This is a genomic window from Serratia rhizosphaerae (assembly GCF_009817885.1).
Classification (GTDB): domain Bacteria; phylum Pseudomonadota; class Gammaproteobacteria; order Enterobacterales; family Enterobacteriaceae; genus Serratia_B; species Serratia_B rhizosphaerae.
Map to the genome: position 1 here is coordinate 5,014,442 of NZ_CP041764.1, position 14,922 is coordinate 5,029,363.

General features: G+C 60.5%; 13 protein-coding genes and 2 pseudogenes. 11 read left to right on the forward strand and 4 right to left on the reverse strand.

Annotation, left to right across the window (positions count from 1 at the left end):
* Positions 1-79 precede the first annotated feature (79 nt).
* The 11 genes and pseudogenes from FO014_RS23330 (at position 80) to FO014_RS23380 (ending at position 10,418) form a co-directional block, all read left to right on the forward strand.
* The gene (locus tag FO014_RS23330; RefSeq protein ID WP_201282894.1) at positions 80-1,060 is read left to right on the forward strand and encodes a phage integrase central domain-containing protein; all 981 of its coding nucleotides are present in this window, start codon (positions 80-82) and stop codon (positions 1,058-1,060) included.
* A 281-nt stretch (positions 1,061-1,341) separates the two neighbouring features.
* Positions 1,342-3,522 (forward strand): catalase/peroxidase HPI, encoded by a 2,181-nt coding sequence (gene katG / locus FO014_RS23335; RefSeq protein ID WP_160031253.1) that lies wholly within the window; start codon positions 1,342-1,344, stop codon positions 3,520-3,522.
* A gap of 110 nt (positions 3,523-3,632) precedes the next feature.
* Positions 3,633-4,232, forward strand: a complete 600-nt coding sequence (locus tag FO014_RS23340; protein ID WP_160031254.1) for a hypothetical protein — start codon at positions 3,633-3,635, stop codon at positions 4,230-4,232.
* A gap of 147 nt (positions 4,233-4,379) precedes the next feature.
* The gene (gene ycaC, locus FO014_RS23345) at positions 4,380-5,003 is read left to right on the forward strand and encodes an isochorismate family cysteine hydrolase YcaC (RefSeq protein ID WP_105230886.1); all 624 of its coding nucleotides are present in this window, start codon (positions 4,380-4,382) and stop codon (positions 5,001-5,003) included.
* A gap of 108 nt (positions 5,004-5,111) precedes the next feature.
* Positions 5,112-5,597 (forward strand): glutathione peroxidase, encoded by a 486-nt coding sequence (locus FO014_RS23350; protein WP_111737189.1) that lies wholly within the window; start codon positions 5,112-5,114, stop codon positions 5,595-5,597.
* 189 nt (positions 5,598-5,786) lie between these two features.
* Positions 5,787-5,969 carry a hemin uptake protein HemP gene (hemP, locus tag FO014_RS23355; protein WP_160031255.1) on the forward strand — a complete coding sequence of 61 codons (183 nt, stop codon included), beginning with the start codon at positions 5,787-5,789 and terminating at the stop codon, positions 5,967-5,969.
* Positions 5,970-6,064: 95 nt separating this feature from the next.
* Positions 6,065-7,114 (forward strand): annotated as a pseudogene (locus tag FO014_RS23360) (TonB-dependent receptor plug domain-containing protein); the annotation flags it as partial.
* Positions 7,099-7,812, forward strand: a pseudogene (locus tag FO014_RS23365) (ChuX/HutX family heme-like substrate-binding protein); the annotation flags it as partial. The pseudogenes FO014_RS23360 and FO014_RS23365, both read left to right, overlap by 16 nt.
* Positions 7,809-8,636: a heme/hemin ABC transporter substrate-binding protein gene (locus tag FO014_RS23370; protein ID WP_160031256.1), complete on the forward strand. Its 828-nt coding sequence runs from the start codon at positions 7,809-7,811 to the stop codon at positions 8,634-8,636. The pseudogene FO014_RS23365 and the gene FO014_RS23370, both read left to right, overlap by 4 nt.
* Positions 8,636-9,640 carry a FecCD family ABC transporter permease gene (locus tag FO014_RS23375; RefSeq protein WP_160031257.1) on the forward strand — a complete coding sequence of 335 codons (1,005 nt, stop codon included), beginning with the start codon at positions 8,636-8,638 and terminating at the stop codon, positions 9,638-9,640. The genes FO014_RS23370 and FO014_RS23375 overlap by 1 nt, the downstream gene beginning before the upstream one ends.
* Positions 9,633-10,418 carry a heme ABC transporter ATP-binding protein gene (locus FO014_RS23380; protein ID WP_160031258.1) on the forward strand — a complete coding sequence of 262 codons (786 nt, stop codon included), beginning with the start codon at positions 9,633-9,635 and terminating at the stop codon, positions 10,416-10,418. Before FO014_RS23375 ends, FO014_RS23380 begins: the two co-directional genes overlap by 8 nt.
* Before the next feature lie 7 nt (positions 10,419-10,425).
* Here FO014_RS23380 and FO014_RS23385 read toward each other — a convergent pair whose 3' ends face one another.
* The 4 genes from FO014_RS23385 to FO014_RS23400 all read right to left on the reverse strand — a co-directional run bounded on the left by FO014_RS23385 (position 10,426) and on the right by FO014_RS23400 (position 14,885).
* Complete coding sequence (locus FO014_RS23385; RefSeq protein WP_160031259.1) at positions 10,426-11,868, reverse strand: protein adenylyltransferase SelO; 1,443 nt, start codon at positions 11,866-11,868, stop codon at positions 10,426-10,428.
* Positions 11,869-12,083: 215 nt separating this feature from the next.
* Positions 12,084-12,842: an EAL domain-containing protein gene (locus tag FO014_RS23390; protein WP_160031260.1), complete on the reverse strand. Its 759-nt coding sequence runs from the start codon at positions 12,840-12,842 to the stop codon at positions 12,084-12,086.
* A 494-nt stretch (positions 12,843-13,336) separates the two neighbouring features.
* The gene (lplA, locus tag FO014_RS23395; protein WP_160031261.1) at positions 13,337-14,350 is read right to left on the reverse strand and encodes a lipoate--protein ligase; all 1,014 of its coding nucleotides are present in this window, start codon (positions 14,348-14,350) and stop codon (positions 13,337-13,339) included.
* A 76-nt stretch (positions 14,351-14,426) separates the two neighbouring features.
* Complete coding sequence (locus tag FO014_RS23400; RefSeq protein ID WP_105230875.1) at positions 14,427-14,885, reverse strand: NlpC/P60 family protein; 459 nt, start codon at positions 14,883-14,885, stop codon at positions 14,427-14,429.
* Positions 14,886-14,922 lie beyond the last annotated feature (37 nt).

Sequence of the window (14,922 nt, forward strand, 5' to 3'; positions counted from 1 at the left end):
CGCTCCCTAATGACTTCTCAGAATTGGCGTAATAGCACCCGTCCACTTTTTTCAGCGTGTACTCAGGGGTCGGTTTTTCGTGCCGAACGATATCGACGTGCGGGGAGTTGAGCATCTGCGTCAGGCGCGTCTGCAGGTTCCGTTTCGTCAGTCCATGCCCCGGGTAATGTTTATCACCAAGAAAGAGATATCACTGGGGCCGATATCCCGTCGTGACGCAATCGCACAGGCGATCGAGGCCAACCATTACATTGAGCAGAACTACTCGCCGGTGCTGCTCCTGGAGAAGATTAAAGGCACCCACGAATACACGCTAAATAACTGGTTGGAGCGGTACTACACTCTATTCGAGCGCAGGAAGCTATCAGCTAAAACGTGTAGGTTTCGCCGTCAGCAATTTGCCGTCATAAGCGAAAAAATGGGTGGGATGATCCTGTCAAAAATCACCACTCGGCATATCGCAGAGTTTCTTGAAATATGGGTTAAGCAGGAGAAAAGGACAATGGCGGCAGCGATGAGAATTGTGCTTTCTGACATTTTCCGAGAAGCTATCGTTGAAGGCCACATCGAAAGCAACCCGGTCGCGCCAACGAGATCGGCCAAGCCTGTTATAAAAAGGGAGCGGCTGGAGCTAAAGCAATATATTCCAATACGTGCAGCGGCAGACACGCTGCCCCCCTGGCTCTCATTGGCAATGGATCTTGCTCTTGTCACCGGCCAGCGACGCGCGGACATTGCAAAGATGAAGTTTGACCACGTCGTGAACGGACGCCTGCTGATAGAACAGGACAAGACCGGGGCCATGATCGCCCTGCCCCTTGATCTTGAATTGAAAATCGTTGGCTTGCAATTGGGAGCAGTGATTGACCGCTGCAGCCAGGTCAGCAAGACAGATTACATGATCAGCGCTGGCATCCGTAAAAACAGCCCTGACGGGGCAATCAGCCTAAATAGTTTGACGGGCAAATTTGCTATAGCACGAAAATTGACGGAAATAGCATTTGAAGCAAGCCGCCACCGTTCCATGAGAGCCGAAGCCTGCCGGGCAGGTTGTACGTGAGGGAAAAAGGGAAGGAGTTTGCGCAGAAATTGCCGGGCCAAAAACCGGAAATTATGTCAGGGAAATACCTTGATGCACGTCGCAAAAAATACGTTATGCTTTAGAAGGTTAACGTTAAAAATTCGAGTAAATCTCGAATGATTTCTGAGTGTTAAAAATAAATAAATGAAATCAAACGGTTGAAAAGTTAGGCCTATCAAATCCGTAGGCCAATTCAAATATCTCTTACTAAAACCAAAGGATATCTTAACGGTATTCATCGAGTGCAAAGGGAGTAAGAAATGAGCAATCCAACCGACAAATCAACGTCTTCAACGACCGCGAAATGCCCTTTCCATGCCGACGTACCTGAGCAATACGCCGGCGGAGGCACCACCAATCAGGACTGGTGGCCCGACCAACTGCGTGTGGATCTGCTAAATCAGCACTCCAACCGCTCTAACCCGTTGGGCGAGGATTTCAACTACCGCGAAGAATTCAAAAAACTGGATTACGCCGCGTTAAAAGCGGATATCCGTCACCTGCTGACCGACTCGCAGTCGTGGTGGCCGGCGGACTGGGGCAGCTATATCGGCCTGTTTATCCGCATGGCCTGGCACGGCGCCGGCACCTACCGCGCCGTTGACGGCCGCGGCGGCTCCGGGCGCGGGCAGCAGCGCTTCTCGCCGGTCAACTCCTGGCCGGACAACGTCAGCCTCGATAAGGCGCGCCGTCTGCTGTGGCCGATCAAGCAAAAATATGGCCAAAAAGTCTCCTGGGCGGACCTGTATATTCTAGCCGGCAACGTGGCGCTGGAAAACTCCGGCTTCCGCACCTTCGGTTTCGGCGGCGGTCGCGAAGACGTCTGGGAACCGGATCTCGACGTCGACTGGGGCAATGAGAAAACCTGGCTGGCGCACCGCCACCCGGAAAGCCTGGCCCATCAGGCGCTGGGCGCCACCGAAATGGGGCTGATCTACGTCAACCCGGAAGGGCCGGAAGCCAGCGGCGAACCGCTGTCCGCCGCTGCCGCCATCCGCGCCACCTTCGGCAACATGAGCATGGACGATGAAGAAACCGTCGCGCTGATCGCCGGCGGCCATACGCTGGGTAAAACCCACGGCGCAGCGTCCGGCGACCACCTCGGCCCGGAACCGGCTGCGGCGCCGCTGGAGCGGCAGGGTCTCGGCTGGGCCAGCAACTACGGCAGCGGCTCCGGCCCCGACGCCATCACCTCCGGTCTGGAGGTTGTCTGGTCGCAAACGCCGACCCAGTGGAGCAACAACTTCTTCGAAAACCTGTTCAAATACGAGTGGGTACAGACGCGCAGCCCGGGCGGCGCTATCCAGTTCGAAGCCAAAGACGGGCCGGAAATTATTCCCGATCCGTTTAACCCGGGAGTGAAACGTAAGCCGACCATGCTGGTGACCGACGTGACGCTGCGCCTCGACCCCGAGTTTGAGAAAATCTCGCGCCGTTTCCTGAATGACCCGCAGGCGTTTAACGAAGCCTTCGCCCGCGCCTGGTACAAACTGACCCACCGCGATATGGGGCCGAAAGCGCGCTACCTGGGGCCGGAAGTGCCGGGCGAAGATCTGATCTGGCAGGATCCGCTGCCGCAGGCGGTGCACCAGCCAAGCGCGGCCGATATCGACAGCCTGAAGACGGCGATCAAAGCCTCCGATCTCAGCGTCAGCGAGCTGGTCTCGGTCGCCTGGGCCTCGGCCGCCACCTTCCGCGGCGGCGATAAGCGTGGCGGCGCCAACGGCGCACGGCTGGCGCTGGCGCCGCAGCGGGACTGGGAAGTCAACGCCATCCCGGTCAGCGTGCTGCCGACCCTGAAGGCGATTCAGCAGGCCTCCGGCAAAGCGTCGCTGGCGGATGTGATCGTGCTGGCCGGCGTGGTGGGCATTGAGCAGGCCGCCGCCGCCGCGGGCGTACAGGTCAGAGTGCCGTTCACGCCAGGGCGCGTCGATGCGCGTCAGGATCAGACCGACGTTGAAGCGTTTAACCTGCTTGAACCGCTGGCCGACGGCTTCCGCAACTATCGCCGCTCGCCGAACGGCCCGACCACCGAAGAGCTGCTGATTGACCGGGCGCAGCTGCTGACGCTGACCGCGCCGGAAATGACCGTTCTGGTCGGCGGCCTGCGCGTGCTGGGCGCCAACTTCGACGGCAGCCAGCACGGCGTCTTTACCGACCGCGTCGGCGTACTCAGCAATGACTTCTTCGTCAATCTGCTGGATATGCGCACCGAATGGCAGGCCACCGACGGCAGCGCGGAGCTGTACGAAGGCCGCGACCGCCAGAGCGGTGAGGTGAAATACACCGGCACCCGCGCCGACCTGGTGTTCGGCTCCCACTCGGTGCTGCGCGCGCTGGCGGAAGTGTACGCCAGCAGCGACGGTCAGGAGAAGTTTGTCCGCGACTTCGTCGCCGCCTGGACCAAGGTGATGAACCTGGATCGCTTCGATCTGGCGTAACAGACCGGCTACGGTAACACTCAAGCCTCCGCATGCGGAGGCTTTTTTATGCGCTGTCATTACGCCGCAACGCCGGCTATATTGCAGACAGACAATACGGAGAGCGGCTTATGGCATGGTTGGGATTTATCAGCGCACGGGCGTGCCGGCACTGGCAGGACGCATCGCCGTTTCTGCCGGCGTTCAGCTTTTACGAAAGGCACCAGTCAGCGCCGATCGACGCCGCGCCACAGGCCATTATCCACGCGGTGCAGGCGCTGGATATGCGGGATGATCCGCTGATCCGTCGCCTGCTGGCGCTGCGACAACTGCCGGACAGGCTGCGTCGCCGCACGACGCCCGCCCGCCCCTTCGGCTTTGACAGCTTCACCCCGCTGCATCAGGACAGCCACGAACTCTCCCTCGGTCTGGCCGGCCGTTTCTGGCGGCCAACGCTGGTTCTGCCCAGGCCGGAGGACGCCCGGCGGTTTCTTCAGTTTGCCGACCCCGACGCCGCCAAGCTGGTGCTGCGCTTTAAGGTCGTCGCAGATCAAATCGGCCAAACGCGGCTGCGCACCGAAACCTTTGTCTACTGCCCCACGCCGCAGGTGAAAGCGCGCTTTGCCTGCTACTGGCTGCTGATCCGCCCGGCCAGCGGCTGGATCAGACGCCGCACCCTGAGCGCAGTACGACGTAAGCTGGCTGCTACCGCCTCATCGTTCCAGCCATAGAACGCTCTGGCTTAATTTTCCTGGCTACCTGGCGTTACTCGCCTACGCTAAGGTTGTCGACAGCGTGCGGCAGGCTGCGCACGCCCGATGCCGACGGCATTGCCGCCGGCGCCTTGTACGATCATCGTCTTAGTTAAGGAGTAAGTCATGGGCAAACCCTATGTCAGATTGGATAAAGACCAGGCGGCGGTATTGTTGGTCGACCATCAAACCGGACTGCTATCTCTGGTGCGCGATATCGATCCGGATAAATTCAAGAACAACGTGCTGGCGCTGGCTGACCTGGCCAGCTACTTCAAGTTACCCACCATCCTGACCACCAGCTTTGAAACCGGCCCCAACGGCCCGCTGGTGCCTGAACTGAAGGCGCAGTTTGCCGACGCACCCTATATCGCCCGCCCCGGCAATATCAACGCCTGGGATAATGAGGACTTTGTGAAGGCGGTGGAAGCCACCGGCAGAAAACAGCTGATCATCGCCGGCGTGGTGACCGAGGTGTGCGTAGCGTTCCCGGCGCTGTCGGCGATTGAAGCGGGCTATGAGGTGTTTGTGGTGACCGACGCCTCCGGCACCTTTAACCCCATCACCCGCGATGCCGCCTGGCAGCGCATGACCCAGGCCGGTGCGCAGCTGATGAACTGGTTCGGCGTCGCCTGCGAGCTGCACCGTGACTGGCGCAACGATGTCGAGGGACTGGGCAAACTGTTCAGCGAACATATTCCCGACTACCGCAACCTGATGAGCAACTTTGACTATTTAATGCAGAAATAAGCCCAAACGGCAGGCGCCCGGCGTCTGCCGTTGCGCGGCAAATCCGTGACCTGATAACAGCGATTGCTCTACACTAGGGGTGTTATTTACCGAGACAGGATCCGCCGCATGCTCCCATCGCTATTATCCATTCCCTGCACCACGCTGCAGGGCGAAGCCAAAACGCTGGCCGACTTTCCGGCGCGCGCCTATCTGGTGGTGAATACCGCCAGCAAATGCGGTTTTACCCCGCAGTATCGCGGGCTGGAGAATCTGTGGCGCTATTATCGCGATCGCGGCCTGGTGGTGATGGGCTTTCCCTGCAATCAGTTCGGCGCACAGGAGCCGGGCAACGCACAGGACATCGCCAGCTTCTGCAGCCTGAACTACGGCGTCAGTTTTCCGCTGTTCGCCAAGATCATGGTCAACGGGCCGGATGCCCATCCGCTGTTTAACGAACTGAAGCGCCGTGCGCCGGGGCTGCTGGGCAGTCAGCGCATTAAATGGAACTTCACCAAATTCCTGCTCACCGCCGACGGCCAGCGCGTGACGCGCTTTGCGCCGCTGACCAAACCGGAGCGCCTGTTCGAGCGTATCGAGACGCTGCTGAAATAACTCTCGCGCCGGGCGGAATCCCTTACCCACCGCCCGCGCCGCTCAACGCTCCCGCTCCGGTTTCCCACGTTAAGAACCCGATCCCGCCGGTAAGCAAATTTTCCTTGCTGTAACCCAATGTTCACATGATAATGATTATCACTATGATAAACGTTATCAATTAACCCTTTTATTTTTCAGACAGCAATTATGGATAATAAACAGCATGCGGCGCCCGTCGCGCCTGCCGCTCCCGCGCAGGAAACGGCCCCCCCACCCAGCTATGACAGCCGGCAATTGCTCGGCCGTGACGGCGTCGCGATTATCACGCATCAGGGCCAACGCTATCAGCTGCGCCAGACCAAAGCGGGCAAGCTGATCCTGACCAAGTAATACCTTACCGCCCCAACGCCAGCCACCCCGATCGCCACGATCCAGGCAGCCAGCAAATCATTTGATATGTTGTAAAACATACGGAGAGTTGCACTATGCCTGCTATTTTTGCCACCCCGCGGCGTCTGTCCGCCCTGAGCCTGGCCATTGCCTGCGCCCTGCCTACGGTGGCTTTTGCCAACACCAGCCCCGTTTCTGACACCGGTTCGGAAAAAGCGACCGACGATACCCTGACGGTAGTCGCCACCGGCAACCAGCGCAGCAGTTTCAGCGCGCCGATGATGGTCACGGTGATCGACGGCACGTCGCCGCAGGCGCAGACCGCCGGCACCGCCGGCGACCTGTTGCGTCAGGTGCCGGGCATCACCGTCACCGGCACCGGCCGCAGCAACGGCCAGGATATTATGATGCGCGGCTATGACCGCCGCGGCGTGCTGACCCTGGTGGACGGCGTGCGTCAGGGCACCGATACCGGCCATCTTAACGGCACCTTCCTCGATCCGGCGCTGATCAAGCGGGTGGAAGTGGTGCGCGGCCCGTCGGCCCTGCTGTACGGCAGCGGCGCGCTGGGCGGCGTCATCTCCTATGAAACCGTCGACGCCGCCGACCTGCTGCTGCCGGGGCACAATACCGGCTTTCGGGTTTACGGCAGCGCCGCCAGCGGCGATCACAGCCTCGGCATGGGCGCCAGCGCCTACGGCAGAAGCGATAACCTGGACGGTCTGCTGTCGTTCGGCACCCGCGACGTCGGCAATCTGCGCCAGGGAAACGGCTTTGACGCGCCGAACGATGAAAACATCAATAACCTGCTGGCCAAAGGCACCTGGACCATCGATGAAAACCAGGCGCTGAGCGGTAGTTTCCGCTATTACAACAACCGCGCGCAGGAGCCGAAAAACCCGCAGACGCCGGCCGCTTCCGCCAGCAACCTGCAGACCGATCGCTCCACCATTCAGCGCGACGGACAGCTGACCTATAAGCTCAAACCGGTAGGACAAGGCTGGCTGGATGCGCAGGCGCAGCTGTACTACTCCGAGGTGCAGATCAACGCCCACCGCGACGGCAGTGAAGATGAGGCGCGCAAGCAAACCACCCGCGGCGCCAAGCTGGAAAACCGCACCCGCCTGTTCAGCGACAGCGCGGCGTACGCCACAGCATCCAGTTTTTCGATCATCAGGGCGATGCATTGCATAAGGTGTACAGCAGCGATGAAACCGATCTGACCGCCTGGCTGGCGCTGGTCGAACGCCATGCCGCGTCGGACAACCCGCCGCTGGCGCTGCAGCCGACGCCGGCCCGGACGGAAAACCGCGACGTCGACGCCGCGCGCATCGACAGTGAATGGCGCGCCATGACCGACGTGCACCAGTTCTTCCAGCTGCTGAGCCGCCATCAGATCGGTCGTCAGCAGGCGTTTCGCGCCGTCGGCGACGATCTGGCCTACCGCGTCGATAACGGCGCGCTGGCGCAGTTGCTGAACGCCGCGCAACAGGCGCAGTTGCTGAACGCCGCGCAACAGGCGCAGAACGAAATCATGATTTTCGTCAGCAACCGCGGCTGCGTGCAGATCTTTACCGGCCAGATTGAGCGCCTGCTGCCGCAAAACGGCTGGCTGAACGTGTTTAACCGGCGCTTTACCCTGCATCTGATCGAAGAGGCCATCACCGAAAGCTGGATCACCCGTAAGCCGACCAAAGACGGCATCGTCACTAGTCTGGAGCTGTTCGCCGCCGACGGCACGCAGATCGCCCAGCTGTACGGCCAGCGCAGCGAGGGCCAGCCGGAACAAACCCTGTGGCGTGAGCAGATCGCCGCACTGCAGCCGCGGGGCATAGCCGCATGACGCGCTTATTCTCCCGCGCGCTGGCGCTGTGCGCGGCGCTGATGACGCCGCTGGCCGGGGCGGCGGAACGCATCGTCTCTATCGGCGGCGACGTCAGTGAAATCGTCTATGCACTCGGCGCCGGCGATCGGCTGGTGGCGCGCGACAGCACCAGCCTCTCCCCCGCCGCGCTGCAGGCGCTGCCGGACGTCGGTTACATGCGCCAGCTGAACGCCGAAGGCATTCTGGCGCTGAAGCCGACGCTGGTGCTGACCAGCGATCTGGCGCAGCCGGCGCTGGTATTTCGCCAACTGGCCGACAGCGGCGTGCGCGTGGTACATATCCCGGCCGACAACGCGCCGGAAGCGGTCAGCGAAAAAATCGCCGCCGTGGCCGCCGCACTGGATCGTCGGCAGCAGGGACAACAGCTGATCGCGCGCTATCGCCAGCAGTTGGCGGCGGTCAACACCCGGCCGCTGCCGGTAAAAGTGCTGTTTATCATGAGCCACGGCGGCATGACGCCAATGGCCGCCGGGCAGGACACCGCCGCCGACGCCGCCATTCGCGCCGCCGGCCTGCGCAATGCGATGCAGGGATTCAGCCACTACCGGCCGCTGTCGCAGGAAGGCGTAATCGCCAGCGCGCCGGACCTGTTGCTGGTGGGACCCGACGGCGTGAAAACCCTCGGCGGCGTGGAACAGCTGTGGAAACTGCCCGGCATCGCCCTGACGCCGGCGGGGAAAAAACGCCGCGTGCTGGTGGTCGACGATATGGCGCTGCTGGGGTTCGGCCTGCAAACGCCGGACGCCCTGATTAAGCTGCGCCGCGCCGCGGAGCAGCCGTAATGCCGTGCCGCCGTTCGCCACGGCTGGCGCTGGTGACGCTGCTGGCTCTGCTGACCATGCTGTCGCTGATTGCCGCCAACTACGGCGCGCTGACATTGTCATTCCGCACCCTGTGGCAACAGCCGTTCAGCGATGCCGCCTGGCATATCTGGCTGAATATCCGCCTGCCGCGGGTGCTGCTGGCGGTGCTGATCGGCTGCGCGCTGGCGGTGGCCGGCACGGTGATGCAGGGGCTGTTCCGCAACCCGCTGGCGGACCCCAGCCTGCTGGGGATCAGCAGCGGCGGCGCTCTGCTGGTGGCGCTGTCGATTGTGCTGCCGCTCGCCCTGCCGGCGATGTTGGCGCTGTACGGCCAGATGCTGGCGGCATTTCTCGGCAGCCTGCTGGTCTCGGCGCTGATTTATGCCATCAGCCGCGGCGGCCACGGCAGCCTGTCGCGGCTGCTGCTGGCCGGCATCGCCATTAACGCGCTGTGTATGGCGGCAATCGGCGTCTTGTCTTATCTCAGCAACGACCAGCAGCTGCGCCAGTTCTCCCTATGGATGATGGGCAGTCTGAACCAGTCGCAGTGGCCGACGCTGGCGGTGGCGGCCTCGCTGATTCTGCCCGCCTGCCTGCTGACACTGCTGCAGGCGCGCCGTCTCAACCTGCTGCAGTTGGGGGATGAAGAGGCGCACTATCTGGGCGTTAACGTGGCGCGGGTTAAATTACAACTGCTGCTGCTCAGCGCCCTGCTGACCGGCGCGGCGGTCGCCGTCAGCGGCGCGATCGGCTTTATCGGCCTGGTGGTGCCGCATCTGATGCGGCTGCGGCTCGGCGGCGATCACCGCTGGCTGCTGCCCGCCTCGGCGCTGGGGGGCGCTTGCCTGCTGCTGGTCAGCGATACCCTGGCGCGCACGCTGGTGGCGCCGGCGGAGATGCCGGTCGGCCTGATGACCAGCCTGCTGGGCGGCCCCTATTTTTTATGGCTGGTGATGCGCCAGCAGGAGCGTAACCGTGGCTAAATCCGCCAGCCTGACGGCGCAGCAGTTGCGCTATCGCCTGGGCGAGCGCCGGCTGATTCATGATGTGTCGCTGAGCATCGCCAGCGGAGAAATGGTGGCGATTATCGGCCCCAATGGGGCCGGCAAATCCACCCTGCTGCGCCTGCTGACCGGCTATCTGCAGCCGGACTGCGGCGAGTGCCGGCTGCTGGGGCGACCGCTGGAACAGTGGACGCCCGACCGGCTGGCCAAAGTGCGCGCGGTGATGCGGCAGCACAGCGAACTGGCCTTCCCGTTCAGCGTCGAAGACGTGGTGGCGATGGGGCGTGCGCCGCACGGTATGCGCGACGCGGCACAGGCGGTGCATGAGGTGATGGTGCAGACCGACTGCCTCAGTCTGGCGTCACGGGATTACCGCCGGCTCTCCGGCGGCGAGCAGCAACGGGTGCAGCTGGCGCGGGTGCTGGCGCAGCTGTGGCAACCGCAGCCGTCGCCGCGTTGGCTGTTTCTTGACGAACCCACCTCGGCGCTTGATTTGTACCACCAGCAACATACGTTGCGGCTGCTGCATAACCTGACGCGGCGGCAGCCGCTGGCGGTGTGCTGCGTACTGCACGATCTCAATCTGGCGGCGCTGTATGCCGATCGCATCCTGCTGCTGCATCAGGGGCGGCTGGTGGCCGACGGTACACCGGACGAGGTGCTGCAGGCCGAAACCCTCACCCGCTGGTATCAGGCAGACCTCGGCGTGATGACTCATCCGGAATTCACGACGCCGCAGGTGTATCTGCGCCGCTGAGGCGGCGTCAGCTGGAACAGGAAATTTCCAGGTGCTTGCCCCACTCCGGCGGCAGCGCCGCCAGCGCGTCATAGCGCGCATCGTCGTCATACGGCTTCAGCAATGCCTGGTGCAGATGCGCCAGCTTGCTGACGTCGTCCTGTTCTGCCGCCGCGATCGCCTCCTGCGCCAGGTAGTTACGCAGGATCAGTTTCGGGTTCACCGCCTGCATGGCCTGCCGGCGCTGCGCATCGCTCACCTGTTCCTGCTGCAGCCGTTCGCGGTAGCGACGATACCAGCCGTCAAACGCCTCGCGGTCGATAAACTCATCGCGCAGCGGCGAATGCGCCTGCTTCTGCTCCACCTCGCTCAGCAGACGGAAGGTGCGGGTATAGTCGCGTCCCTCCTGCGCCATCAGGCTCAGCAACTCGGTGAGCAGATCGTTATCCTGCCGCTGCTGGCTGAAGAAGCCCAGCTTGGCGCGCATGCGTTCGCCATAGGCGCGCATCAGCGCCGGCTCATACGCCGCCAGCGCCTGCTGCAGCTGTTCTGGACTCATCAGCCCCGACAGCGCCTGCGCCAGACGGTGCAGGTTCCACAGCGCCACCGCCGGTTGATTGTCAAAGGCGTAACGCCCCTGATGATCCGAGTGGTTGCAGATATAACCCGGCTGATAATCGTCGAGGAAACCGTAAGGGCCATAGTCGATGGTCAGACCGAGAATCGACATATTGTCGGTATTCATCACGCCGTGAGCAAAACCGACCGTCTGCCAGTCCGCCATCAGCCGCGCGGTGCGCTCCGCCACGTCGGTGAACCAGAGTAGGTATTTATCCTGCCGAGCGGCCAGCTGCGGCCAGTGGCGTTCAATGACAAAATCAGCCAGTTGCCGCACCTGTTCCGGCTGCTGGCGGTAGTAGAAATGCTCGAAATGGCCGAAACGCACGTGGCTTTCCGCCACGCGCAGCAGCATCGCGCCGCGCTCGGCCTGCTCGCGGTAGACCGGATGGTCGCTGGTTACCACCGTCAGCGCACGCGTGGTGGCGATACCCAGATGGTGCATCGCCTCCGACGCCAGAAACTCGCGGATTGCCGAGCGCAGCACCGCACGCCCGTCACCCATGCGGGAATACGGCGTCAGGCCGGCCCCCTTCAGGTGCCAGTCGAAATGCGTACCGTCCGGCAGGCGCTGCTCCCCCAGCAAAATGCCGCGCCCGTCGCCCAGTTGCCCGGCCCAGACGCCAAACTGATGGCCGCTGTAGACCTGCGCCAGCGGCTGCATGCCCGGCAGCAGTCTCTCTCCGCTCCAGACCGGCGTATTTTCCGCCGTAAACCAGCTGTCATCCAGCCCCAGCTGCTGCGCCAGCGGTGCGCTGTGGTACAGCAAACGCGCGCCTTCCAGCGGGGTGGGCGTCAAGGCGGTATAGAAACCGGGCAGTTGCCGGTAATAAGCGTTATCAAACTGCGGCATAGCATCTCCGTGAAAACTGAGCGCGCCGCCTCTGACGGCGGTGCGCGGGAACTCCGCCTACTCTACTGCCTGCCGCGGCGGATTAACACAGAGTAATAGCAAGGAGAAAGGGATGCCCGGCACATGACGAGTGCCGAGGGGATATGACCAATACCGTGAAACCCACGCTATTACACCCGTCAGTGATAAGGATATATCGACACGATTAAATACGTTCAGGGTTTCTTATTATCCGGCGACCCTGCGACAATAAATTCTGACGGTATTTCACGCAGCGTATCCAGCTGTTCTGCGCCGACGGCCGGCCATAAAAAACCTTGCAGTCCTAAAACACCGGCGCGATCGAGATGATTAAAGTAGGCTTTATTTTCTATCCCCCCCACGATAATACCCTTACATAGCAAATTGATATTTCTTAACAGCGAATCCATCACCGTATCGGATCCCGGGTGGGAAAACAGCTGCCAGTAAAAACGTTTATCTACCTTTACGTAGCTAAACAGACCGTCGTACAACGGCGCCAGCGTAGCCTGTCCGGAGCCGAAATCATCCAGCCAGAGCGTGAAAAACTCACTGAGCCGGCGGATGGTCTCATTGTTTTTTCCAGCCGACAGCTGGGGAAAACTTTCGCTGATTTCAATCACGATAAACGGCTGCCGCCGCAGGCGTTGGCGCAGTTCATTATCCTGCAGCAGTAATCCCGCCAACGTATCGTCAATATTAATACTCAATAACACCTGATGCATAATAAACCAGTCCGCACAGGCTTCTATCACGGCAAGCTGCTCATAAAATAACGCGGTCCTCTGCGCGGAAGGCAATAAATTAACGCCAATCTCCGCCGGCATCGCCAGTGCGCCGTCCCGGCTATTGAAACGGCTTTGAATTTCTACCGCCAGCAGCCGTCCTCCGAGGGTATAGACAGGCTGAAATACGTGACGAATGATAAAGTCGGTTTCAAATTGGATTTTCATTTTAATGCCGGAATAAAATGGCGAGCATCTCATCGTATATCAATAATTTTTATCGATCAATCATAGAGAGATTGATCGGAAATAACGATGCAAATACCAATAAATAAGTATTAGATTGATAGCTTTAAACGATAAGAAAGTCACGTATGCGGCTTAAAAATGAGATAAAACTGAGAGACAAAATAGTTTACAGCCGGCTGCCGCACACTTTTTTCACTTAATACATCGCAGTATGCTAACAATTTGACTTAATTATTTTAATTACGCAGAAACATGAACAAACACCAAGAAAAATCTTAACTTTTATTTTTTCACGCACGCCGATTTGCATTACGTCGGATTCAATCTGATCAGAGGACAATTATCGACGTTATTCCCGTCATTGAACGGCTGAAAAAATGCCCGCCCTGCATTTACCGGCATTGAATCCGCGGCAGGCGATAAATAACAAGCGACGACAAAACATATTCACCGTCGCTCGGCCTGTGCGGCGATTACCTGATGGTTTCACTGAGCCAGCGGCACAGTTCCGCCAGCTCCGCCTGCTGAGCCGGATACTCATCAATCAGTTGCCGGCAGCACGCCGCCACCGCATCGCTGCGGTAGGCGCAGCCTACCAGCAGCTCGGCCAGCCGCTGCAGCGCCGCCGGCTGCAGGCTGTCGGTAAAAATCTGCGACCGGCTGATGGCTCCCTGCTCAACGTCAAAAAAGATATCCACCCCGCCCCAGCCGAACCGCTCGTTCAGCAGGTGGCTGAAGGCCGGCGCCTTGCCGAAATTCCACTCCCAGCTGCTCTGTTTGGCAAACTGTTCCGCAAAGTTAGGCAGGTCAGGATACACGTCGGGTGAGATCACCTCCGCTACGGCGCTGCCGCCGTAGTAGGCGAAAAACGCCTGCACGATGGCGTCGCACACCTGCTGATGGGTGATCGTCGGCAAAAACTCCGCCAGATTGGCCACCCGTGAACGCACCGAGGTAATGCCCTTGGCCTGCAGTTTTTTCTCGTCGGGGTTCAGGTAGTCCGCCAGGCGGTTCAGATCGGCATTCAGCAGCAGCGTGCCGTGGTGAAAGCCGCGATCCGGTGTTTCACGGTAGGCGGAACCGGAGATCTTGCGCGAGCCCTCGGCGGTGTCGATCACCAGATCGTTACGCCCGGACGCCGTCGCCCGGATGCCCAGCGTCGCCAGCGCATGCAGGATAATCTGCGTCGAGACGCTTTTATCATAGCCCGGCTTGCCGGCCATAAAGGTAAAGCAGGTATTACCCAAATCGTGGAACACCGCGCCGCCGCCGCTGCTGCGGCGCGCCAGTCGGATGCCGTCCTGTTCCATACGGCGGGTGTTGCACTCTTTCCACGGGTTTTGCGATTGGCCTATCACCACCGTTTCCGCATTGCGCCACAGAAACAGGATTTTTTGCGTGCTCATCTCGCGGAAGATGCACTCTTCCACCGCCAGATTGAACCAGGGATCGTAAGAATCGGAAATCAATACGCGCAGGGCTGTCATCAGCGTTACCGGTCAGAACATCATGCCGGTATGATAACGGAATACAACATTTTCGCTTACCGAAAAAAGCGGGCGCCTAGATGCGGCGCGCCTGCCAGTACACTTTTTTCCAATACACGTTGTTCAGCGAGGAGCGGATCACCCCGCGGCTGGTGGAAGCATGGATAAACTGATCGTTGGTGTCATAAATCCCGACGTGCAGGCCGTTTTCCCCGTGGCCGGTTTTGAAGAACACCAGATCGCCCGGCATCAGTTCATCGCGCGAGACTTTACTGCCGAGCGAGGTTTGGTCTTCCGTCGAGCGCGGCAGCTGCATGTCAAAGCGGTCGCGGAAAGTACGATAGACAAAGCCGGAGCAGTCAACGCCGCCGCGATCCAGCCCGCCGTAACGGTAAGGCGTGCCGTGCCACTGGCGCAGCTGTTCATTCAGCTGCGCCACCACCACGATGGAATCCGCCAGCCGGCCGCTCGGCGGCGGCGCATGGCTGCTGCAGCCGGCCAGCACCAGGCTGAGCAATAAGAACCAGGTACGCATTGTTATCATCCCTTGCTTGCATACGTTGCCGCATCGC

Excerpts from the sequence above, each read along its gene's own strand:
- lplA (WP_160031261.1), bottom strand. The coding sequence starts at position 14,350 with ATGACAGCCCTGCGCGTATTGATTTCCGATTCTTACGATCCCTGGTTC.
- FO014_RS23400 (WP_105230875.1), bottom strand. The coding sequence starts at position 14,885 with ATGCGTACCTGGTTCTTATTGCTCAGCCTGGTGCTGGCCGGCTGCAGC.
- FO014_RS23370 (WP_160031256.1), top strand. The coding sequence starts at position 7,809 with ATGACGCGCTTATTCTCCCGCGCGCTGGCGCTGTGCGCGGCGCTGATG.
- katG (WP_160031253.1), top strand. The coding sequence starts at position 1,342 with ATGAGCAATCCAACCGACAAATCAACGTCTTCAACGACCGCGAAATGC.
- hemP (WP_160031255.1), top strand. The coding sequence starts at position 5,787 with ATGGATAATAAACAGCATGCGGCGCCCGTCGCGCCTGCCGCTCCCGCG.
- FO014_RS23340 (WP_160031254.1), top strand. The coding sequence starts at position 3,633 with ATGGCATGGTTGGGATTTATCAGCGCACGGGCGTGCCGGCACTGGCAG.
- FO014_RS23350 (WP_111737189.1), top strand. The coding sequence starts at position 5,112 with ATGCTCCCATCGCTATTATCCATTCCCTGCACCACGCTGCAGGGCGAA.
- FO014_RS23375 (WP_160031257.1), top strand. The coding sequence starts at position 8,636 with ATGCCGTGCCGCCGTTCGCCACGGCTGGCGCTGGTGACGCTGCTGGCT.
- ycaC (WP_105230886.1), top strand. The coding sequence starts at position 4,380 with ATGGGCAAACCCTATGTCAGATTGGATAAAGACCAGGCGGCGGTATTG.
- FO014_RS23385 (WP_160031259.1), bottom strand. The coding sequence starts at position 11,868 with ATGCCGCAGTTTGATAACGCTTATTACCGGCAACTGCCCGGTTTCTAT.
- FO014_RS23390 (WP_160031260.1), bottom strand. The coding sequence starts at position 12,842 with ATGAAAATCCAATTTGAAACCGACTTTATCATTCGTCACGTATTTCAG.